The organism is Martinezella sp. CNPSo 3959 (assembly GCF_057784355.1).
The window spans coordinates 502,675-524,498 of the sequence record NZ_JBXSOV010000002.1; the positions used below are offsets into that span (position 1 = coordinate 502,675).

Consider the following 21,824-nt stretch of genomic DNA (forward strand, 5'->3'; position numbering starts at 1 on the left):
GCTTTCAGTCCGGAATTGCGTAAAAACAAAAAGGCTCTAGCCCTTCTTACCCAGCGCGCCGTTGTTGGTAACGGTGATGAAATCGGTCTCGTTGCCGGTTTCCGGTCCGACGCCGGTATCGGAAATCGTCAGCGACGATCCCGCTGTCAGCAGATCCTCGATGCGGTGACGGATATCGTCAGGGATGGTGATGCGATTGAGCGCCTGTCCGGCTGCGTCGAACGATTGCGATTGTTCCTCGCTGGTGATGCCGTAGCGCTTCTTCGTCTGCTTGCTCAGATCTTCCTCGAGCGTCATGCCGAACCAATCGGCCTTGCCGCTGATCCGGTCAATCGCGTTGGCGGTGAAGAAATGCACGCCGAGCGCCTCCTGCGGCTCGGCAATGATGGCCGGTCCTTCGAAGAGCGGTTTGAAGTTCTGGCGGACCATGATCGCGCCGTTCGGCGGTTCGCCTTTGCCGGCTGCGGCATAGGCTGCCTTCATCAGCGCGGGGCTGACGAGGCCGCCCGTCGTCTTGATGTCATGCGCCTTCTTGAAGTCCTCGATCGCCTGCACTGTCGCCGGCCCGAGCATGCCGTCGGGCGTTCCGGTGATGAAGCCCATCCCGTTCAGGATGTCCTGAAGGTCGCGGACGTTTTCGCGCAAGCCCCGCCGGGTGATGAGGATGCTGAGCGGTGCGGGATCGGCCGGTGGCGCCAAAGTCTCCCGCGCCTTCGGTATCTGGATCGACGTCACGTCGTTCGTCGCGACCTGCAGCTGTTGTGCCTGCGGCAGGAAGCTTGCGGTCATCGGACGGAGTTCGATGCCCGAAAATAGTGCCGGCGGTGGAGCTGGCAGCGGCTGGAACAGCATCGCGTTTTCAAACGGCTGCGGCACCAGCGGCTGATCGGCGATGACGACATGTACGCCGCGCTCGGTCATTTGATAAAGCGTCTTGGCAAAGGCCTTCGGCATGCGCACGCAGCCATGGGATGCCGGATAATTCGGGACGGAATTGGATTCGTGCAGCGCGATCCCCGACCAGGTCAGCCTCTGCATGAAAGGCATAGGCGAGGCCGAATAGAGATTGGATTCGTGATACACCTTCTTCTCCAGAATGGAGAAGATACCGCTGGGGGTCGTGTGGCCGCGCTTGCCGGTGGAAACCTTCGAAGTCGCGATTACCTTATCACCGTCATAGACCGCGAGCGACTGCCTGTCCTTCGACACCACGACCTGCAGGGTGCGGGTATCCGGCGCAGCAAAGAGGGGATGGGAAAGGGCGGTGGCTGACACCAGCGCGAGCCCCAGCAATAAAAATGGCTTCATAGACACAACCAAAACGCAATACTCGTTGTACCTGAGGTTAGACTTGGAAGTTTAAGGAAGACTTGCCGAAGACTCATGCCTTTCTGCGTCCATGAAAGCGGGAGTTCGCCGAACGCCCAATGCGGCATCGCCGAAGCGGAGCGTTCAAACTCTGCTTCGGCGATGATTGAAATCTTGAACTGACAGGAATCAGTGGACGCTAGAGGCCACCCAGTTGTGCCAGTCTTGCTCGCTGCCGTGGAAAGCGTTGAGGTCGATCTTGCCTTCGACGCCGTGGGATACACCGGAGCCGGAATATTGCCAGAACAGCCATTTACGGCCCGGATAGACCTTGGACGGATGTTGAGCCACGGCGCGCAGCCAGAAGGGATAGTTGAGCAGTTCGCCACTCAGATTGTCGCGATAGAAGTCCGGAGCCGTGTAGACGATCGGACGCTGGCCGTAATGCTTTTCGAGCTTGTCCATGAAGACCTGCATCTTGGCGAGAACCTGCTCGCGCGAAGGCCGCCGCTTGCAACTTGACTCACCGTTCCATTCCACGTCGATGACCGGCGGCAGGGCTCCGGCTTCCTTCGGCACGTTGCGAATGAACCAGTCGGCCTGCTCTCCGGCAGTCCGGCACCAGTAGAAGAAATGATAGGCGCCATGTTTCAGACCGGCCTGCTGGGCAGCCCGCCAGTTCTTCTTGAACATGGGATCGATATGGTCGCCGCCGTCCGTTGCCTTGATGTAGACGAAGTTCGCACCCTGCGTGCGCAGCGTATCCCAGTCGATCTCGCCCTGCCAGCGAGAGACGTCGACGCCATGGACAGCGAGCTTCCGGGGCGAGGTTGATGTACCGAAGTTGATCGGCTTGGCATCGCGGAAGCGATGGCTGTAGATCTGCATCGGCTGCTGCCGCAGGGCGCGGGGCACCGGATTCGATGGCGAGAGCATGGCGAGCGGTCGTTGCAGCGGGACTGGCGCTTCATCGTCGCCGCTCTGGTCGGAGGGCATAAGGCCCTCAGGCCGGAGATTCGTCGGCATCGCGACTGCGAGCGCCTGCTGCCGCTCGACGCGCGAAACGGTTTCGCCGATTTCGACCGAAGGCACGACCCGACCGGTCTTTGTGATGGAACCGGTCAATTCTTTCGAAGGCGGGGCGGCTTGCGCGGCTTCGCGCTCACCTCGGGCGGCGCAGCCTGAAATCGTCAGGCAGGCGAGAAGAATGGTCGATACAGCCGATAGACGCATAGGAACCCGTACGCAAAACACTGGAGGCGACGAGTTCACGCCGCCGGAAAGTTACAGAATCCAAGTCCTAATGGAAATTTACCAAAAAAGTTTGAATCCGAGCTTTCTCGCGCTAAAGAATCGCGCGCGTCGTTCAATTATTTGCGGCGCAGCCAAAAATCACCATCTGGTGACTTATGCTAAATAATTGTTATTTTTGGTTTTTGTCGCCGAACGTGTAGCCGGTTTCGACTGTCTTATTGCCGAATTTTTCTCGGAGCTTGTCCATGGCTGCTTCCGCAGCGGCCCGTCGCATGGCCTGAACGTCGATAAGATCGGGCGGATCTGCGCGCCCGGCATCGCCAAGATCGGTAACCCCGATGCCAATGAGACGGAATTTCGTGCCGTCGGTTTCAGATTCGAGCAGCCGCAGTCCGGTGCGGAAAATCCGGTCCGCGAGTTGGGTTGGGTCCTCCAGCCGACGATTGCGCGTGCGGATCTTGAAGTCCGCGGTCTTCAGTTTCAGCACGACGGTCTGGCCGGCAATGCCGCTGCGCTTCAGACGCCGGGAAACCTTCTCGGAGAGATCGCGCAAGATCGGCACGAGATCTTCATGGCGCCAGATGTCTTCGAAGAAGGTGGTTTCGGAAGACACGCTCTTCGCCGCTTCATTGGGATGCACGGTTCGGTCGTCGATCCCGCGCGAGAGACGGAAAAGCCGCTGGCCGATGACGCCATAACGGCGCATGAGGTCACCTTCCTCCATGGCCTGTAACTGGCCGATGGTGCGAATGCCGTCGCTTTCGAGCGTAGCGGCAAAGGCCTTGCCTACTCCCCAGATGGTGGTGACCGATCGTGGCTCCAGGAAGGAGAGCGCCTCTTCCTTGCCAATGACGGAGAAGCCTCGCGGCTTCTGCAGGTCGGAGGCAACCTTGGCGAGGAATTTGCAGTAGGAAAGGCCGACGGAGATGGTGATGCCGACTTCCTGCTCCACGCGCTTGACGAACTTGGCGAGGATGCGCGCCGGCGGATCGTGATGCAGCCGCTGCGTGCCCTCTAGCTCGAGAAAGGCCTCGTCGATCGAAAGCGGCTGCACCAGCGGTGTCAGGTCCTGCATCATCGCACGGACCTCGCGGCCGACGCGCACGTATTTCTCCATGTTCGGCCGGATGACGACGGCCTGCGGGCACGCTTCCAGCGCCTTGAACATCGGCATGGCGGAGCGCACCCCATGGATGCGGGCGATATAGCAGGCGGTGGAGACGACGCCGCGCTTGCCGCCGCCGATGATGACGGGCTTATCGGCCAACTCCGGATTGTCACGTTTCTCGATGGAGGCATAAAAGGCATCGCAATCGATATGCGCCAGCGTCAGTGCGTAGAGTTCCCGGTGGTAAACGAGGCGAGGGCTTCCGCAGCTCCGGCAGCGCGTGCGCGTCGCCGATTGCTCGCTCAAGCAATCGCGACAGAAGCCGGAGATCTTGTCGGGCGCATGGGTCATCGAGTGAGAACAAAAATTGAACATCGCCACTTTATGATCTAAGCTCGCAAGTCTCAAGCTGGAAAACTGCCGGGGAGGCGCGAGTGCAGAACTTAATCGTGCAGGCATTGACGCCGGATCGCTGGGGCGATTTCGAGACACTGTTTGGACCAAGCGGTGCCTGCTATGGCTGTTGGTGCACTCATTTCCGTGTCGCGACATCGCAGCGCAAGACGATGGATGCGGCAGCAAAGAAGCAGTTGATCCAGGAGCGAATCTCGGCTGGGCCGCCGCCCGGTCTTCTAGGCTACATTGACGGGCAACCGATCGCCTGGGTGCAGGTTGGTCCGCGTGCAGAGCTGCCGCAATGGAACTCGCCGAAAACGGTGTCTCGTCCGCTCGATCCAGCCGATGCGGAAGACAGCACTGTTTGGGCGGTAAGTTGCTTCTTCATAAATTCGAAGGATCGCGGCAAGGGGTATAGCCATCGCATGCTGTCGGAGGCCGTGAATTTCGCCCGTGCTTCCGGCGCGCGACTGCTGGAGGGCTGCCCGATCGAGCGTACGAAGCAGTCGAAATCGGTCGGTCTCTATGTCGGCTCGCAGCGCATATTCGAGGCCGCCGGATTTTCTGAAGTTGCGAAGCGAAAGGACGGCAGGCCTCTGATGCGTCTCGCTCTTTGAGGGTAGGTTGAATGACGTCAGCGTGTGATGTGAGCCTGGATCAGCGGTGCTGCCTGGCCCCATTCATTGGCTTGCGGAATGCCTGCGGCGACAGCGGGCGCCATGCGGTGAACGATGGAGGCCGGTTTCAGATTGATGAGGAGGCATCCCGGAACATATTCGCTGACCGAATGCAGGTTGTGGGCCATGTCATCGACGAAGGCGACGGGCATTTCGCGCTGTCGATGCAGCGAGCGTACGATCGGCCCCTTCGGCTGCAGCGACGCGAGCAACGGATAGTCAAGCTCAAGCCTGTCGAGGAGCCGCCGCCTCTGCTCCCAGAACTGCGGCGGCATGGCTGTCAGGAAGACGATATCGGCATCTTTCGAAAACGTGGCGAGCGTGTCCACCACGCGATCGAAAGGCGTCTGCCATTGCTCCTGCACCTCGAAGAACGCCTCGATCAGCCGGCGGACATCCTTTTCTTCCAGCACGGAGCCATTGGCCTTGGAAACGATGTTGCCCGTCAGCCGGAAGGAGCGCGGCAGGAATTCATGGCCTTCGGCGTCGATGAAGGCCAGGAAAGGCGCAAAGAAATGCAGAACAACGTCATCGACATCGCAGACGATCAATGGCCGTTCTTGCAGCCGGATGTGCGATACGTCGAATTCGATCGGGGCATCCATGATCAGTATTCTCCAGAGGCAAGGCCGGGCGGCGAAAAATGCGCCGACGCGGCGGCGACGGCCTCCGGTGGAATGCCGCTGGCCTCGCAGAAGGCCAATAATGTCGGTTCGTGGTTCATGAGGAAATCGAGCATGCCAGCAAGAAAGGCGGGCTCGTTGATGGCGTTGCGCACCTGCGCCGGCTCCACGCCGGTGAGCGCCAGGAAGCGGCCAAACATATCGGGTTCATTGGCGAGCCAGCCGAGTACGGCAACAGCAGTCTCTTGCGGGTTGGCCGCGCTCTTCTTCGGGTTCTTGAAGTTACTTTGCATTTTGAGGGGTGAGTTACCTATTTTTCAACCAAATGCCGGTAATTTGCGATTCAACTATTTCTGGAATCGGTTCCTCGCGACCCTATATTTCGAGAGAATGGATGCAATACCGGATGCAGGGGCAGCGTTCCATGGCTAAGCAGGTAATGATTGTAGAAGACAATGAGCTGAATATGAAGCTCTTTCGCGACCTGATCGAAGCCTCCGGCTATACAACGATCCAGACCCGCAATGGCATGGAAGCGCTCGATCTCGCGCGCAAGCACCGTCCGGATCTGATTCTCATGGATATTCAGCTGCCGGAGGTCTCCGGTCTGGAGGTCACCAAGTGGCTGAAGGAAGACGACGACCTGCACATGATCCCCGTGATCGCAGTCACGGCCTTCGCCATGAAGGGCGATGAGGAGCGCATTCGCCAGGGTGGCTGCGAGGCCTATGTCTCGAAGCCGATTTCAGTGCCGAAATTCATTGAAACCATTAAAACCTATCTGGGCGACGCCTGATGATGGGGAGCAGCTGATGACCGCACGCATCCTGGTAGTCGACGATATTCCGGCCAACGTAAAGCTTCTGGAAGCGCGGCTGCTTGCCGAATATTTCGAAGTGCTGACGGCTGAGGACGGCTTGAAGGCGCTCGCCATTTGCGCGAGCACGCAGGTCGATCTGATTCTTCTCGATATTATGATGCCCGGCATGGACGGCTTCGAAGTGTGCGAGCGCCTGAAATCCGATCCCCGAACTGCGCATATCCCGGTCGTCATGGTGACGGCGCTCGATCAGCCTGCCGACCGCGTGCGCGGTCTGAAGGCCGGTGCCGACGATTTCCTGACGAAGCCGGTCAATGACCTTCAGCTGATTTCGCGCGTCAAGAGCCTGCTTCGCCTCAAGACATTGAGTGATGAGCTGCATATGCGCAACGAGACCGCGCGCAACTTCGGCATCGGCGATCTGATGCGCTCCGGAGAAGGCCGTTCCGAGGAAGCCGGCCAGGTGCTGCTGGTCGATGGCCGCGCCAATTCGCAGGAGCGGATTATCCGAACGCTGAAGCCGATTGCCCAGGTCATTGCGATGTCCGATCCGCAGGCGGCTTTGTTCGAAGCGGCCGAACGGCCGTTCGAGCTGGTCATCGTCAATTCTAATTTCGACGATTACGATCCGCTGCGGCTTTGCTCGCAGCTGCGCTCGCTGGAGCGTACGCGCTTCCTGCCAGTGCTGCTGGTGACGGAGCAAGGGGCCGATGACATGATCGTCCGCGCGCTGGATCTCGGCGTCAATGATTATATCGTCCGACCGATCGAGCCGAATGAGCTCGTGGCCCGCTGCCTCACTCAAATACGCCGCAAGCGCTATAACGACCGTCTGCGTGCCAGCGTACAGCAGACGATCGAGCTTGCCGTCACCGACGCGCTCACCGGCCTGCACAACAGACGCTACCTCGACAATCACTTAAAGGTGCTTTTTGATCGATCCCTGGCACGGGGCAGGCCGCTTTCGATTCTGATCACCGACATAGACCGCTTCAAGACCGTAAACGACACCCATGGTCACGATGCCGGCGACGAAGTTCTCAAGGAGTTTGCCGCACGGATCCGCTCAACGGTGCGCGGCGCCGATCTTGCCTGTCGTTACGGAGGTGAGGAATTCGTGGTCGTCATGCCGGATACGCCCGCCGATATCGCCGCAGGCGTCGCAGAACGTCTACGTGCTGCGGTAGAAAATATGCCTGTAAAACTACGCGACACTGGTGTCGCGCTTAACATTACCGCATCCTTCGGAATTTCGTGCCGTTTGGAGACGATCGATACCCCGGAGCAGTTGATGAAACAGGCGGATCTTGCGCTTTACGAAGCCAAAAGGGCAGGCCGCAACAGGGTCGTAGCTTCAGCCGCATAGGGGTAAACGGCCGAAAGTGGCAGTTACCCGTCAATACTGAGGTAGCTTTCAGGTTTTTGAACCGCGATTCAATTCTTTCCGTTCTTTATCTCACCTCCACAGCCACTTGAGTTCTGGTTCAAAGAAAATAAGAATACTTATACTTTCGATTTTGGAATAAGTTCTCGATTTCTGCCCAAGGCCGAAATATTCATATTATATTACTATATGTTTTTATCTTGTTCGTGGCTTGGTGATCAGGTGGGAGCTGGAAGGCGGGGGCTTGATTGAAACTAAATTGAATATTCAATTTTACTTTAGTATCTGTAGTGTATCTTTTCCGTCGAGAGAGGAGATCTCCCTTTATTCTTGGTAATTTCTTGACCATTTTTTGTTAATGCTGTCGGGCATTCTTTTCCATCAAAGTCATGAATTTTAACCATCCGGGCAGACAGGTATTTTTATCATTAAGAATTTGTTGATTTCCTTTTGATTTCGCGCGAGTTTAGTCCCGTATACAGACAACCGATTAGGGCATCCGAGATACCCCATGATGCTCAGGTCCGCCGCATCTCCTGGGTCGTGGGGTCGGTCGGCTGGCAGGCAGAAGATAACGGTTCCTCGTGCCGTTTTGCAGGCTAGCCGGCCCCCATTCAAAACGCCGCTCTTCATTTCTGAAGGGCGGCGTTTTTCTTTTGCGATGCTGGCAAGGCATTGTTCGGCTGAGGCGTTTCCAACCGCTGTTGCAAAATCGGACGGCGATCGAGATGAGGTTTATAAAACAAAAAAGGCGCCAACCCGAAGGTCGCGCCTTTTGTAACCTGAAGTTTAGGAAACTTACTTGATCTTCGTTTCCTTGAACTCGACATGCTTTTTAGCAACCGGGTCGTACTTCGTCTTCGTCATTTTGTCTGTCATCGTACGGCTGTTCTTCGTCGTGACGTAGAAGAAACCGGTGTCGGCCGTCGACAGCAGCTTGATCTTGATGGTGGTAGCCTTGGCCATGGTCGTCCTGCCTTTAATAAAAATGAACGCCGTGGACGGCCTGTGCGGAGGTCCACGGCGAATTCTGGCGCGAAAATACAAATCGCGCCCGAAAAGTCAACCTCTGTTGCCCATGAAAAGCAGTCGTATCCCCGAAAGCAGGACATAAAGGCCGAAGAAAAACGCCACGGCCCAGGCAAAGCCGCTGGGATTGGCGAGATCCATGGCCGTGCCGACCGTCGGCGGCCCGAGGACCATGCCTACGGCGTAACAGAAAACGAAGGCCGCATTGGCGGCGACGAGATCGACGCCGGTCAATCGCGTGCCGAGGTGACTGAGGCCGACCGTATACATGCCGGAAACGCAGCCACCCCAGAAGAGCAGGATGATGGCAAGAATGATCCAGTTCGATGACAGCGACGGTAGCAGGAGCGCGCCCACAAACCCGATCGTGGCCATGATCGACAGCAGCGGCCGCTTGTCCCGCATGCGGTCGGCAAGCAGCCCGAGCGGGATCTGGAACACGAAGTTGCCCACACCCATGACGGTCAGCAGCAGTGCCGCCTGTGATTCGTTGAAACCGAGGCGGGTCGCATAGCTGGTGAAGAGCGATCCGCCGCCGACGGTAACCGCGCCAAACACGAAGACCGCGGCCGTCGCCGTCGGCACGAGGAAGATGTAGCGCACGAAATGCAGTTCCGGCTTCTCGTCGACGATCGGGCTCTCGTTTCGCGCAATGAAGATCGGGATGGCAGCGGCCAGGATGATGCAGGCGCCGATGAGGAAGGGCATCAGGCCTTCGCTGCCGACGACGGAAAAGACGAGGGGGCCGGCGGCAAATCCCAGAGAGAAGACGGTGGAATAGAGACCGAGCACGAATCCGCGTTTGGAAGGCGGCGAAGCGGCGTTGATCCAGAATTCCGACAGGATGAAGAGCGTTGTCGTTGCCCCATGGAAGACGATACGCAGCGGAAACCACAGAAGCAGATTTTCTGCATAGTAGAAGCCGAGCGAGCTCAGAGCCGATAGGAAAACCGCCCAGATCATTGTTTGCACGACGCCGAAGCGATGCGCGAGCTTGGTCGTGACGACCGCTGCCAGCATCGAGGCGACGCCCATCATGGCCGTGTTGAGGCCGATGAGGCTCGAGGGAACACCGCGCTTTTCGAGAATGATGCTCAGAAGCGGCAGTCCCAGCCCGATGGCGATGCCAACGGCGGATACGGAGGTAATGGCTGCGACGAGCGAAGGCCAGTGAATTTCTTCGACGTGGCCGGCCTTGTCGTTCGTCGGTTCAAGCATACAAAAATCCCTGGGGCATGAGGCGTGCGAATCGATCGCAATGTGGAGCACAGGAAGCCACGGCTCGGCCAAATTCAGGTGACGGGTCGGCTTTCATGTGATCGATCACACCCTCCGGAGTAGTCCCTATGACGCGCGGCATGTTCAGACAAGAAATGCTGCTCATGTCAAGCGGTTGCCGGTAAAGCAGTTCGCCTGAAGCACGATTAAGCGACAAAACCTCTGCAGTTTGCGATATAGAAGCGCAATGCGCGGAAGCAATCTCCGCCAACGATAGAGACCGGCGGCATGAACCGGATAGCATGGTCACGACCGGCCGTTTCCTTGATCCCATTCCTCTGGGGTGTCGTCATGGCCACCGAAGCCATGCATGCGCAGCGCCCATTGCAGGCCGATGACGCCACCTTTGATCGGCTGGATGATGGCAAGGGCCGCGATAATGGTGATGGGTGCCCAAATGGCTAGATGCGCCCAGAGCGGCAGCTTGAAGGTCATATCCGTCAGCATATAGCCGCCGACGATCAGGTGGCCGAGAACCAGGATCACCAGATAGGGCGGCAGGTCGTCGGCTCGCTGATGAGAGATATTTTCATCACAGACCGCGCATCGGTCGACTGGCTTCAGAAAGGCGCGAAAGAGCTTGCCGGTGCCGCAGCGCGGGCAGCGGTTCAGCATGCCACGCAGGATCGAGCGTCCGAGCGGACGTTCGCTTTCGTCTGAGCCACCGAAGCGGATGGGGGAGTCGGATGGGCTGCCCGTCATGAATGCGCTTCCTCCGTGCCGACAGCCGTTCTTTACCTGCGGCCGCGCGGCGGTCTCGTGCCCGGCGCCTTGCGGGCCGGGTTCTTGTTGCGGCGGGCGGCCTTATGAAAGGAACGCACCGCCGTCGGCATCGGCTTGCCATCGCTCAGCATTTCGAAGCGCAGCGCTCCGGCAAGCGGTACGGCTTCTGCCAGTCTTACCGTCACATCGTCGCCGAGACGATATCCGAGCCCCGTTCTTTCGCCCGTCAGCGCCTGATGCGCCTCGTCATAGATGAAGTAGTCGGTGCCGAGCGTAGATATAGGGATGAAACCGTCGGCGCCATAGTCCGGCAGGGTGACAAAAAGTCCCGACTTGGTGACGCCGCCGACGCGCGCCTCGAACTCCGCGCCGACACGGCCGGCGAGGTGGTGGGCGATCAGCCGGTCCACTGTCTCGCGCTCCGCGGCCATGGCGCGGCGCTCGAAGGTCGAGATCTCGGCTGCGATATCGTCGAGCGAGCCTTCTTCGTCCGGCGTGATCGCACCTTCGCCGAGGCCGAGCGAGCCGACGAGCGCGCGATGCACGATCAAGTCGGCATAGCGGCGGATGGGCGAGGTGAAGTGGGCGTATTTCATCAGATTGAGGCCGAAATGCCCGATATTGTCGGGGCTGTAGATCGCTTGGCTCTGCGAGCGCAGCACCATCTCGTTGACCATGGTCTGATGCGCCGTGCCCTCGGCTTTCGCCAGAATGCCGTTGAAGCTGTTGGCGCGCACATTGCCGCCCTTGGCAAGCGAAATGCCGAGCGTCGCCAGGAATTCGCGTAGGATTTCCTGCTTGGCGAGCGTCGGGCCATCGTGAATACGGTAGATCAACACCTGCTTGCGCTTTTCCAACGTCTCGGCCGCAGCGACGTTCGCCTGGATCATCATTTCTTCGATGAGCTTGTGCGCATCGAGGCGCGGCGGCACGAAGACACGATCGACGGTGCCATCCGGCTTCAGCAGGATCTTGCGCTCGGGCATGTCGAGTTCGAGCGGCTGGCGCCGGTCGCGGCCCTTTTTCAAAATCTCATAGGCGTGCCAGAGCGGCTTGAGGATCGGCTCCAGCATCGGTCCGGTCTTGTCGTCGGGCTGGCCATCGATCGCAGCCTGCGCCTGCTGGTAGGAAAGCTTGGCAGCGCTCTTCATCATAACACGATGGAAGGTGTGGCCGGCCTTCCGCCCTTCCTTGGAGAAGATCATCCGCACCGCAAGGGCAGGTCGGTCGACGCCTTCCTTTAGCGAGCAGAGATCGTTGGAAATGCGCTCGGGCAGCATCGGCACGACGCGATCAGGGAAATAGACCGAATTGCCGCGCTTCAGCGCCTCGCGGTCGAGCGGCGAGTTCGGACGCACATACCAGGAGACGTCGGCGATGGCGACGGTGACGATCACGCCGTCCGAATTGTCGGGCGAGGGGTCCATTTCCGCATAGACGGCGTCGTCATGGTCCTTGGCGTCGGCCGGGTCGATGGTGATCAGCGGCAGGCTGCGCCAATCCTCGCGATGGGACATGGTGGCGGGCTTGGCGGCATCGGCTTCCGCAATGACTGCGGCGGGGAAGACATGCGGAATTCCATGTGCGTGAATGGCGATCATCGAGATCGCCTTTTCCGAGGCGACGGAGCCGACGACAGACAGAACCTTGGCGCGTGGCAGGCCGAAGCGGCCGAGACGCGCCACTTCGACTTCGACCAGATCGCCGTCCTTGGCGCCGCCGGTATAATCGGGGTCGATGACCATTTCCTCGCCGCGCCGTTCGATCGGCATCAGCCGCCCACCGCCGCCCGGCGTTTCGCGGAAGACGCCCATGGAGGCGCCCTGCCGCTTGTCGATGACCTTGATGATGCGAGCCGTATAGGCTGGGCCGCTGCGATCGACGGCCGAAAAGATCTTCGCAAGAATGCGGTCGCCCATGCCGGCGACCGGCGCCTTGCCCTTACCGTTGCGGCCGGCAGGCGAGGAAGACTGCTTGATCATGACTGCTGGCGCGACGCCATTTTCCTCGGCCCATTCGGCGGGGCGGCCGATCAGCATGCCATCCTTGTCACGGGTGGTGATATCCAGCACGGCAATCGGCGGCAGGGCGCCGGGGCGGATGAGCGATTTGCGGCTCTTCTGCACCATGCCTTCTTCTTCAAGCTCGCGCAGCAGTTCCTTCAGCGCGACGCGGCTCTCGCCCTTCAGGCCAAAGGCCTTGGCGAGCTCGCGCTTGGAAGCTTGTTGCGGATGATCGGCGATGAAGCGCAGGATGACCTCGCGCGGCGGCAGCTCGCCGTGGATAATTGCCATCATCGGCTCAGCGTTCTCGCCCCGCTTGGTCGCGCGACCAGACTTGCCGGGGCGTCGCTCCGACGATGAAATCCTGCCGCGCGGTTCTCTGCTCACTCTGCACTCTTCTTTTTCGCTGCCGTCTTGGCCGCAGGCTTCTTTGCAGCAGCTTTCGGCTTGGCAGTCGTTTTCGTGGCTTTTGCGCCGGCTGCCGCGGCCTTTGCCTTGGCGGGCGTCTTCTTGGTGGTGCCGCCGCTCTTGCCGGCCTTGGCTGCGATCAGAGCCAGGGCTTCCTCGACGGTGATCGCCTGCGGGTCCGTGCCCTTCGGCAACGTCGCATTGACCTTGCCCCAATTGACGTAGGGGCCATACTTGCCGTCGCGAACCGTGATCGACCCGCCGCCATCCGGATGCGCGCCGAGATCCTTCAACGCTGCGGGCGTCCCGCCGCGCGCTCCACCGCCTGCCTTGCTCTGCTTTTCGGCAAGAACGGTGACGGCGCGGTTCAGACCAACGGTGAACACATCCTCGACGCTTTCGAGGTTGGCGTAGCTGCCGTCGTGCAACAGGAACGGTCCATAGCGGCCGATGCCGGAAGAAATCATCTTGCCGGTCTCGGGGTGCTTGCCGATGTCGCGTGGCAGCGAGATCAGCGCCATCGCCTTTTCATAATCGATATCCTCCGGCTTCCAGCCGCGGGGCAGCGATGCACGCTTGGCATCCTTGCCGTCGCCGCGCTGGATATAGGGACCGAAGCGGCCCGAACGCAGCGTCAGCTCTTCACCGGTCACCGGATCGGTGCCAAGCGCTTTCGGCTCGTTCAATCCGTTGGATTCGGCCTCTGCGCCGCCTTCCGACGAAAGCTGGCGGGTATAATTGCATTCCGGATAATTCGAGCAGCCGACGAAGGCGCCGTATTTGCCGAGCTTCAGCGAGAGGTTACCCGTGCCGCATACTTGGCAGATGCGCGGATCGCTGCCGTCTTCGCGCTTCGGGAAGACAAGCGGTGCCAGCGCATCGTTCAGAGCATCTAGAACATTGGTGACGCGCAGTTCCTTCGTGTCTTCGATCTGGGCGAAGAAATCGCGCCAGAAATCGCGAAGCACATCCTTCCAGTTCAGCTCGCCGGCGGAGATGCGGTCAAGCTTCTCCTCCAGATCGGCCGTGAAGTCGTATTCGACATATTTGGTGAAAAAGCTTTCGAGGAAGGCTGTGACCAACCGTCCCTTGGCCTGCGGCACAAGCTTGCGCTTGTCGATGGTCACGTAATCGCGGTCGCGCAGCGTTGCGAGCGTCGCCGCATAGGTGGAGGGGCGGCCGATGCCGAGCTCTTCCATCTTCTTGATCAGCGACGCCTCAGAATAGCGCGGCGGCGGTTCGGTGAAATGTTGGGTCGAGTTGATCTTCTGCTTGGCGAGATTTTCGCGTGCGTTGATCTCGGGCAAGCGGCCGCCTTCTTCGCTGTCGTCGCTCTGCTCGCCGTCTTCCTTCTGGTCTGTATAGGCGGCGATGAAGCCGTCGAAACGGATGACGGAGCCGACGGCGCGCAGGCCCGCCTTTTTGCCGGCGTTATCTGCCAGGATCTCGACCGTCGTACGCTCGATTTCCGCCGATGCCATCTGGCTGGCGATACCGCGCTTCCAGATCAGATCGTAAAGCCTGAGCTGATCGTCATCGAGGAATTTGCGGATACGGTCCGGCACGCGGTCGAAATCGGTCGGGCGGATCGCTTCGTGTGCTTCCTGGGCATTCTTTGCCTTGGTGGAATAGAAGCGTGCCTTTTCCGGCAGGTAGCGTTCGCCGAACTGGTTGGCGATGGCGTGGCGTGCCGCATCGATCGCTTCCGGCGCCATCTGAACGCCGTCGGTACGCATATAGGTGATGAGACCGACGGTTTCGCCGCCGATATCGACGCCTTCATAGAGCTTCTGCGCCACTTGCATGGTGCGCGAAGCCGAGAAGCCGAGCTTCGAGGAGGCAGCCTGCTGCAGCGTCGAAGTGGTGAAGGGCGGGCTCGGATTGCGCTTGACCGGCTTCGCCTCGACCGTGTCGACGACATAGGAGGCGCCTTCGAGCAGCGCCTTTAGCTTGCCGGCCTCTTCGCCATTGCCGATCGCACGCGGCTGCAGGCGCTTGCCGTCGGCGGATACGAGGCGGGCTTCGAATTCGTCGCCGCGCGGCGTCTTCAGGATTGCCGAGAGATTCCAGTATTCTTCGGAGATGAAGCGCTCGATCTCGGACTCGCGATCGCAGACGAGGCGAAGGGCCACGGACTGTACGCGGCCGGCCGAGCGCGCGCCCGGCAGCTTACGCCACAGAACCGGCGACAGGTTGAAGCCGACGAGGTAGTCAAGCGCGCGGCGGGCAAGATAGGCATCCACCAGCGGCACGTCGATGTCGCGCGGCTCGGCCATTGCGTCGAGCACCGCCTTTTTGGTGATGGCGTTGAAGACGACGCGCTTCACCGGCTTGCCGTTGATGACGCGCTTCTTGTTCAGCACGTCGAGTACATGCCAGGAAATGGCTTCACCCTCGCGATCCGGGTCGGTCGCGAGAATCAGGCCGTCGGAGGTTTTCAGCGCGTCGGCTATGTCCTTGATGCGCTTTTGCGAGGCACCATCGACTTCCCACAGCATTTCGAAATCCTGGTCCGGCAGCACCGAACCGTCTTTGGCGGGCAGGTCACGCACATGGCCGAAGGATGCAAGAACCTTATATCCGGGTCCCAGATATTTATTGATTGTCTTGGCCTTGGCAGGCGATTCCACCACTACAACGTTCATCATCAAGTCTCTGAATAAGAGGTCGCGCCGGTATAAGACGCGGGAGATACCGGGTTTTTCCGTCTTCCCGGCCTTCCGACATGGACAGGGAAATCGTCGCGGTCAAGAGGCTACTGCATAATTCCTTAAATCGGAATCGATTGAAGCATAAAATTATGCAGCACCTCTAACGTGTTACAGCGACCTTTGCGCGTCATATGTGACGAGCGGCGCTGGAATGCGATTTTTGTGCTTGGCGCGACGATGCGATGCTTAGAATCGGTACGCGTATCACAGTTTTCAATCCAGCATGGAGATCGACACCAGTCCGCCGGGATGCCGATGCAGCCGGCCGGCCATGTCCAGTTCGAGAAGAACGGAGTGAACGGCCGATATCGGCAGGCCGGTATGGCGGACGATATCGTCGATCTCGACCGGCGTCGGCCCTAGCGCCTCGACGATATGGTCGCGCTCTGCATCATCGGGCGGCGTGGCGAGCGGCTTGCTTCTTTCGATGGGTGCCGTTGCGGGGCGCGGGCGAAAGAGATCCGGCTCGGCGAGCGGCCGCAGCGCTTCGACGACATCGTCCGGTGTCGTGACGATCATCGCGCCGTCTTTCAGCAGGCCGTTCGTTCCTTCGCAGCGCGGATCGAGCGGCGAGCCGGGAACCGCAAAGACGAGCCGGCCAAATTCTCCTGCAAGTCGCGCTGTTATCAGCGAGCCGGAGCGCGTTGCCGCCTCGACGACCACGACACCGAGCGATATGCCCGCAATAAGTCGATTGCGGCGCGGGAAATCGCGTGCGCGGGGCTCCCAGCCGAAAGGCATCTCGCTGACGGCAAGCCCGTTGCCATCCCAGATGTCATTGAGCAGGCCGATATTCTCGGGCGGGTAGGGCTGGTCGAGCCCGCCTGCCATGGCGGCGATCGTACCGGTGGCGAGGCTGGCGCGGTGCGCTGCCGTGTCGATGCCACGTGCCAGACCGGAAACCACCGCATAACCGGCCTCGCCGCAGATGCGTGCAATCATGGCGGTGAATTTGGCGCCGCTGATCGAGGCATTTCGCGAGCCGACCATGCCGATGGCCGGCCTCGTCGCTACGGATATGTTGCCTTTGACGGCAAGCAGCGGCGGCGCGCCATCGATCTCGCGAAGGGCAGGGGGATAATCCGGCTCGCCGATGCCGACGAAACGTGCGCCGAAGTGATGTGCCGATTCCAGCTCCCGCAGGGCATCCCGCTCATCGGCAATGCGGATCGCGCGCGTCGAGCCGCCGCGCTGCGAAAGCTCCGGCAATGCGGCCAGAGCGGCTTCAGCCGAACCATAGTGATTGATGAGGTCGCGGAAGGTGGACGGTCCGACATTGTCGGAGCGGATGAGCCTGAGCCAGGCGATCCTTTGTTTTTCGGTCAGCGCAACTCCGGTCCGTCTTGCGCTGCCTGTGTCCATTATCCCTTTGCTCCGATCTTACCTTCCGTTCCCGCGGTCAGCCGGGCAATATTGGCCCTATGCTTGTACCAGGAGATGACGGTCATCAGCGCCATGACGGCGGCGATCTTATCGGCCCCCAATATCCACAATACAACCGGGATGACAAGAGTTGCAACCAGTGCGGAAAGCGAGGAGTAGCGGGTGGTAAAGGCGATCGCCAGCCAGACGATGGCGAAGATCAGGGCCATCAACGGTGCAAGCCCGAGCAGGATGCCGAGATAGGTAGCGACACCCTTGCCGCCCTTGAAGCCGATCCAGACCGGGAAGATGTGACCGATGAAGGCGGCAAAGCCGGCAAGAACGCCGGCATCCTCGCCAAAGAAATGCGCGGTGATCAGCACGGCGGCCGTACCCTTGAAGGCATCGAGCAGCAGGGTTGCGGCTGCAAGCCCCTTGTTGCCGGTGCGCAGCACGTTGGTCGCGCCGATATTGCCCGAACCGATGTTGCGCACGTCGCCGAGCCCGGCCATGCGGGTCAGCAGGAGGCCGAAGGGAATGGAGCCGAGCAGATAGCCGATGACAAGCGCGGCCAGCGCGGTCTGCAGGGTAAGCTGCCAAGTCCAGAAATCAGCCATCGCGTCTTATTCTCCGTAAACCCTGGCGATTGCCTTAGAGACTGTGAACCAGCTTGCCGGCGACATAGGTTGCAACCGCCCGGCCGCTCATTCTCGCGTCTTCGAAGGGCGTATTCTTCGAGCGCGACAAAAGCATGTCTTTTGCGACAAGCCAAGGCTCGTCGAGATCGACGAGAGCGATATCCGCTTTGGCGCCGGGCTTCAGTGTGCCGGCGGGCAGCCCGAAGATCTGCGCCGGCCGTGTCGACAGCGCATCGACAAGCCGCATCAGGCTGACTTGGCCACTATGATAGAGCCGGAGCGCTGCCGGAAGCAGCGTTTCCAGCCCGACCGCACCGTCCTCTGCCTCGCCGAACGGCAGGCGTTTCGTATCAACATCTTGCGGATCATGCGAGGAGACGATGATGTCGATCGTGCCGTCGGCAAGGGCCTCGATCATGCCTGTCCGGTCATCCTCTGAGCGCAGCGGCGGGTAGAGCTTGAAGAAGGTCCGGTACTCGCCGATGTCGTTCTCGTTGAGCGCCAGATTGTTGATGGAGATGCCGCAGGTGACCTTAGCGCCACGCGAGCGGGCGAGGCGGATTGCCTCCGCCGATTCCGGCACCGAGATCATAGCAGCGTGATAATGGCTGCGTGTCAGCGTCGCGACGCGGAGGTCGCGCTCGAGCGGGATCAGTTCAGCTTCCTTCGGAATGCCGGAGAGGCCAAGCCAGCTTGCGAGCAGTCCTTCATGCATGACGCCGTTTGCGCCGAGGTATTTATCCCGCGTCTCGCAGGAAATGACAGCGCCGAATTCGCGCGCATAGGTCATTACACGGCGCAGGACCTGACTATCGTGAAGGCTGGAATGCGCGTCGGTAAACACGACGGCTCCGGCTTCGCGCAGCAGGCCGATTTCCGTCATCTCCTCGCCGGCAAGTCCCTTGGTGAGAGCCGCTGCCGGATAGACGTTGACGACGGCCGTGTCGCGGGCCGTCTTACGGACGAATTCGACCAGCGCGATATCGTCGATGACCGGGTCCGTGTTCGGCATCATGATGAAGGAAGTGACGCCGCCGGCCGCAGCCGCACGGCTCGCAGAGGCGATCGTTTCGCGATGTTCGCCGCCAGGCTCGCCGACATGGACGCGCGCATCGACCAGGCCGGGAATGGCGACAAGCCCATTGCAGTCGCGAACGGACGCGCCTTTGGGAACGCCGTGGCTCTTCGCATCCTTGCCGGAGGCTACGATCACACCGTCTTCGACGACGATCGTGCCGACCTCGTCGAGATCGCGGGAGGGATCGATGATGCGGACGTTCTGGAAGACGATCGAGTTGCTCATGCGCCTGCTCCCTCCGTGCGAGGTCCCTGGTTCTGTGAAACGAGCAGGGTTTCCATCACGGCCATGCGGACGGCGACGCCCATCTCCACCTGTTCGGCGATGACGCTTTGCGGGCCGTCGGCCACCTCTGAGGCGATTTCCACCCCGCGGTTCATCGGCCCCGGGTGCATGACCAAAGCATCCTCCTTGGCGACCTTCAGGGTCTCGGCGTCGAGCCCGTAGAAGTGATAATACTCCCGCACCGAAGGCACGAAGGCGCCGGACATGCGCTCGCGCTGCAGCCGCAGCATCATCACAACGTCGGCATCCTTCAGCCCTTCTTTCATCGAATGGAAGACTTCGACGCCCATATCGGCGATGCCGGCCGGCAGTAGCGTGGCGGGTGCGACCACGCGGACGCGTGCACCCATGGCGTTGAGAAGCAGGATATTGGAGCGGGCCACGCGCGAATGCAGCACGTCGCCGCAGATGGCGACGATGATGCGCGAAAGCTTGCCCTTGGCGCGGCGGATCGTCAGCGCGTCGAGCAGGGCCTGGGTCGGATGCTCGTGCTGGCCGTCGCCGGCGTTGACGACGGAGCAGGAGACCTTCTGCGCCAGGAGCGCGGCAGCGCCCGCGCTCGAATGGCGGATGACAAGCACATCAGGCCGCATGGCATTCAGCGTCATCGCCGTATCGATCAGCGTCTCGCCCTTTTTGACAGAGGAGTTGCCGACCGACATGTTCATCACATCGGCGCCCAGCCGTTTTCCGGCAAGCTCGAAGGAGGATTGCGTGCGCGTCGATGCTTCGAAGAAGAGATTGATCTGCGTCAGGCCGCGAAGCGTCGACGTCTTTTTCTCGCGTTGGCGGCTGATCTTGACCGCCTCGTCGGCCTTGTCGAGAAGATAGGTGATATCCTGCTCGGTGAGGCCCTTGATGCCAATGAGGTGGCGGTGGGGAAAGAAGACCATGAACCTGCCTCCGGATTTCGTCAGGCGGTCTATAAAGAGGGAGCGCCGATGGGGCAAGCGGGGGTATGTGCCGAGGCCGTTTGTTCCCCATGCAATTTCGCCCGAATCCCGCTACAGGAGCGATGCCGGTGGGAGACGTAACTTCCAGTTTCCCTTTGCAACCCACTTGTTCTACAAGCGATTCATGACCCAAGCGACCCGGACTGACGACCCCTTTGCCGACCTGAACCAGCCGAGCCTCTGGACCGGCATCAATGCCTATCGTTCCGATCCGCTGATCGTCGATCTCACCTCCGGCCTGCCGCGTTCGATACGGGAAGAGCTGGAGCAGCATGGTCGTTTCGTCACCTCGCATGAGGCGCAGGAACTGGCGCGCATGGCGAACCAAGGCGTGCCGCAGCTGCGCACCCACGGCCCGCGCGGCGAGCGTCTCGATGTCGTCGAGTTTCACCCCGCCTGGCACGCGCTGATGCGTCGCTCCATGGCGATGGGCCTGCATTCCTCGATCTGGGATGCGCAGGCTGACCCTGAAGCGAAGGGTCATTCGCATAAGGTGCGCGCCGCCCGTTTCTATCTGACGGCGCAGCTCGAATGCGGCCACCTCTGCCCCCTCACGATGACCAGCGCCTCCGTCGCCGCCATGATGGCTTCCCCGGCCGTGCAGAAGGATTGGGCACCGAAGATTCTCTCGCGTAAGTACGATTCGTCCAACAAGCCCGCCATGCAGAAGAGTGCCGTCACTATCGGCATGGGCATGACGGAAAAGCAGGGCGGCACGGATGTGCGCGCCAACCGGACGAGTGCCGATAAGGTCAGCGAAGGCATCTACAGGCTTTCGGGCCACAAGTGGTTCATGTCGGCGCCGATGAGCGATGCCTTCATCATGCTTGCGCAAACCAAGGACGGCATGGGCTGCTTCCTGGTACCGAGGCTGCTCGAGGATGGCTCGGCCAACGGCCTGCACTTCCAGCGACTGAAGGACAAGCTCGGCAATCGCTCGAACGCTTCGTCCGAAGTCGAGTTCACCGATACGTTCGGCTTCCTGCTCGGGGCGCCGGATGCCGGCATCCGCACGATCCTCGATATGGTGACGCTGACGCGGCTCGACTGCGCGCTGGCCTCCGCCGGCATCATGCGCGCCTCGCTCGCAGAAGCCGTGCACCATGCGCGCGGCCGCAGCGTCTTCGGCAAGATGCTGGTCAACCAGCCGATCATGACGCGCGTGCTCGCCGATATGGCGCTCGATGTCGCAGCTGCGACCGCGCTTGCCTTCCGCCTGGCCGAAGCCTTCGACAAGGCAAGCGGCAGCAGCGAGGATGCGGCCTATGCCCGCGTCATGACGCCGGTTGCCAAGTACTGGTGCTGCAAGATCGCGCCGGCGCTGATCTATGAGGCCATGGAGTGCATCGGCGGCAGCGGCTACATCGAAGAGCGCCCGATTGCCCGCCACTACCGCGAAGCCCCCGTCAATGCGATCTGGGAAGGTTCCGGCAACGTCATGGCGCTTGATGTGCTCCGCGTATTGAACCGGGGCAAGGACCTGTTCGAGACCGTCTTTGCCGGTCTCGCCCGCGATCTCGGCCCTGCCGGCAAGAAGACCATCGATGTCCTGCGTGCCGCCATGGCGCTTTGCGAGCAGGACGAGGGCGCCGCCCGCCTGCTGGTCGAACAGATGGCGCTCGCGGCCGGTGCTGCCGAGCTTTATCGCCTCGGAGCCGGCAAGATCGCCGATGCCTTCATCGAAACCCGGCTGGCCGGGGGCTGGCGGGCGACCTACGGGATGCTCGATTCGCGCTTCGATGCCAGCTACATCGTCGATCTGCTGTATCCACCGGCGACATAAGCA

18 protein-coding genes are annotated in these 21,824 nt (G+C 60.5%); 4 read left to right on the top strand and 14 right to left on the bottom strand.

The window, feature by feature from the left end; translation table 11 throughout:
- Positions 1–36: 36 nt before the first annotated feature.
- The 3 genes from AC13RE_RS10365 to AC13RE_RS10375 form a co-directional block, all read right to left on the bottom strand.
- Entirely contained in the window at positions 37–1,308 is a 1,272-nt protein-coding gene (locus tag AC13RE_RS10365; protein WP_488562845.1) for a L,D-transpeptidase family protein, read from the bottom strand.
- Positions 1,309–1,497: 189 nt separating this feature from the next.
- Entirely contained in the window at positions 1,498–2,541 is a 1,044-nt protein-coding gene (locus AC13RE_RS10370) for a glycoside hydrolase family 25 protein (protein WP_488562846.1), read from the bottom strand.
- 190 nt (positions 2,542–2,731) lie between these two features.
- Complete coding sequence (locus tag AC13RE_RS10375) at positions 2,732–4,021, bottom strand: DNA polymerase IV (protein ID WP_488562847.1); 1,290 nt, start codon at positions 4,019–4,021, stop codon at positions 2,732–2,734.
- Positions 4,022–4,104: 83 nt separating this feature from the next.
- Between AC13RE_RS10375 and AC13RE_RS10380 the strand changes: the two genes are divergently transcribed.
- Positions 4,105–4,683 carry a GNAT family N-acetyltransferase gene (locus AC13RE_RS10380; RefSeq protein ID WP_488483371.1) on the top strand — a complete coding sequence of 193 codons (579 nt, stop codon included), beginning with the start codon at positions 4,105–4,107 and terminating at the stop codon, positions 4,681–4,683.
- 17 nt (positions 4,684–4,700) lie between these two features.
- Here AC13RE_RS10380 and AC13RE_RS10385 read toward each other — a convergent pair whose 3' ends face one another.
- Positions 4,701–5,348 (bottom strand): hypothetical protein, encoded by a 648-nt coding sequence (locus AC13RE_RS10385; protein WP_488562848.1) that lies wholly within the window; start codon positions 5,346–5,348, stop codon positions 4,701–4,703.
- A gap of 2 nt (positions 5,349–5,350) precedes the next feature.
- Positions 5,351–5,659: a DUF3572 domain-containing protein gene (locus tag AC13RE_RS10390; protein ID WP_488562849.1), complete on the bottom strand. Its 309-nt coding sequence runs from the start codon at positions 5,657–5,659 to the stop codon at positions 5,351–5,353.
- Positions 5,660–5,790: 131 nt separating this feature from the next.
- Between AC13RE_RS10390 and AC13RE_RS10395 the strand changes: the two genes are divergently transcribed.
- A complete protein-coding gene (locus AC13RE_RS10395; RefSeq protein ID WP_041677854.1) occupies positions 5,791–6,162 on the top strand; it encodes a response regulator in 372 nt (123 codons plus the stop codon).
- Positions 6,163–6,178: 16 nt separating this feature from the next.
- Positions 6,179–7,552 carry a PleD family two-component system response regulator gene (locus tag AC13RE_RS10400; RefSeq protein WP_132716373.1) on the top strand — a complete coding sequence of 458 codons (1,374 nt, stop codon included), beginning with the start codon at positions 6,179–6,181 and terminating at the stop codon, positions 7,550–7,552.
- An 816-nt stretch (positions 7,553–8,368) separates the two neighbouring features.
- On the opposite strand, the gene rpmG is transcribed toward AC13RE_RS10400, so the two are convergent.
- The 9 genes from rpmG to AC13RE_RS10445 all read right to left on the bottom strand — a co-directional run bounded on the left by rpmG (position 8,369) and on the right by AC13RE_RS10445 (position 19,978).
- Positions 8,369–8,536, bottom strand: a complete 168-nt coding sequence (gene rpmG / locus AC13RE_RS10405) for a 50S ribosomal protein L33 (protein ID WP_003547442.1) — start codon at positions 8,534–8,536, stop codon at positions 8,369–8,371.
- A 96-nt stretch (positions 8,537–8,632) separates the two neighbouring features.
- Positions 8,633–9,817, bottom strand: a complete 1,185-nt coding sequence (locus AC13RE_RS10410; protein ID WP_015339542.1) for an MFS transporter — start codon at positions 9,815–9,817, stop codon at positions 8,633–8,635.
- Between the two features lie 306 nt (positions 9,818–10,123).
- Positions 10,124–10,579, bottom strand: a complete 456-nt coding sequence (locus AC13RE_RS10415) for a DUF983 domain-containing protein (protein ID WP_015339543.1) — start codon at positions 10,577–10,579, stop codon at positions 10,124–10,126.
- 32 nt (positions 10,580–10,611) lie between these two features.
- Positions 10,612–12,990 (bottom strand): ribonuclease R, encoded by a 2,379-nt coding sequence (gene rnr / locus AC13RE_RS10420; protein ID WP_488562850.1) that lies wholly within the window; start codon positions 12,988–12,990, stop codon positions 10,612–10,614.
- Positions 12,987–15,656 carry a type I DNA topoisomerase gene (topA, locus tag AC13RE_RS10425; RefSeq protein WP_488562885.1) on the bottom strand — a complete coding sequence of 890 codons (2,670 nt, stop codon included), beginning with the start codon at positions 15,654–15,656 and terminating at the stop codon, positions 12,987–12,989. Before topA ends, rnr begins: the two co-directional genes overlap by 4 nt.
- 279 nt (positions 15,657–15,935) lie before the next feature.
- Positions 15,936–17,084 carry a DNA-processing protein DprA gene (gene dprA, locus AC13RE_RS10430; protein ID WP_488562851.1) on the bottom strand — a complete coding sequence of 383 codons (1,149 nt, stop codon included), beginning with the start codon at positions 17,082–17,084 and terminating at the stop codon, positions 15,936–15,938.
- Positions 17,084–17,701 (bottom strand): glycerol-3-phosphate 1-O-acyltransferase PlsY, encoded by a 618-nt coding sequence (plsY, locus tag AC13RE_RS10435; RefSeq protein WP_112414706.1) that lies wholly within the window; start codon positions 17,699–17,701, stop codon positions 17,084–17,086. The genes dprA and plsY overlap by 1 nt, the downstream gene beginning before the upstream one ends.
- A 34-nt stretch (positions 17,702–17,735) precedes the next feature.
- The gene (locus tag AC13RE_RS10440) at positions 17,736–19,025 is read right to left on the bottom strand and encodes a dihydroorotase (protein WP_488562852.1); all 1,290 of its coding nucleotides are present in this window, start codon (positions 19,023–19,025) and stop codon (positions 17,736–17,738) included.
- A complete protein-coding gene (locus AC13RE_RS10445; RefSeq protein WP_015339549.1) occupies positions 19,022–19,978 on the bottom strand; it encodes an aspartate carbamoyltransferase catalytic subunit in 957 nt (318 codons plus the stop codon). Before AC13RE_RS10445 ends, AC13RE_RS10440 begins: the two co-directional genes overlap by 4 nt.
- A gap of 184 nt (positions 19,979–20,162) precedes the next feature.
- Here AC13RE_RS10445 and AC13RE_RS10450 point away from each other — a divergent pair, with 184 nt between their 5' ends.
- The gene (locus tag AC13RE_RS10450; protein ID WP_488562853.1) at positions 20,163–21,821 is read left to right on the top strand and encodes an acyl-CoA dehydrogenase family protein; all 1,659 of its coding nucleotides are present in this window, start codon (positions 20,163–20,165) and stop codon (positions 21,819–21,821) included.
- Positions 21,822–21,824 lie beyond the last annotated feature (3 nt).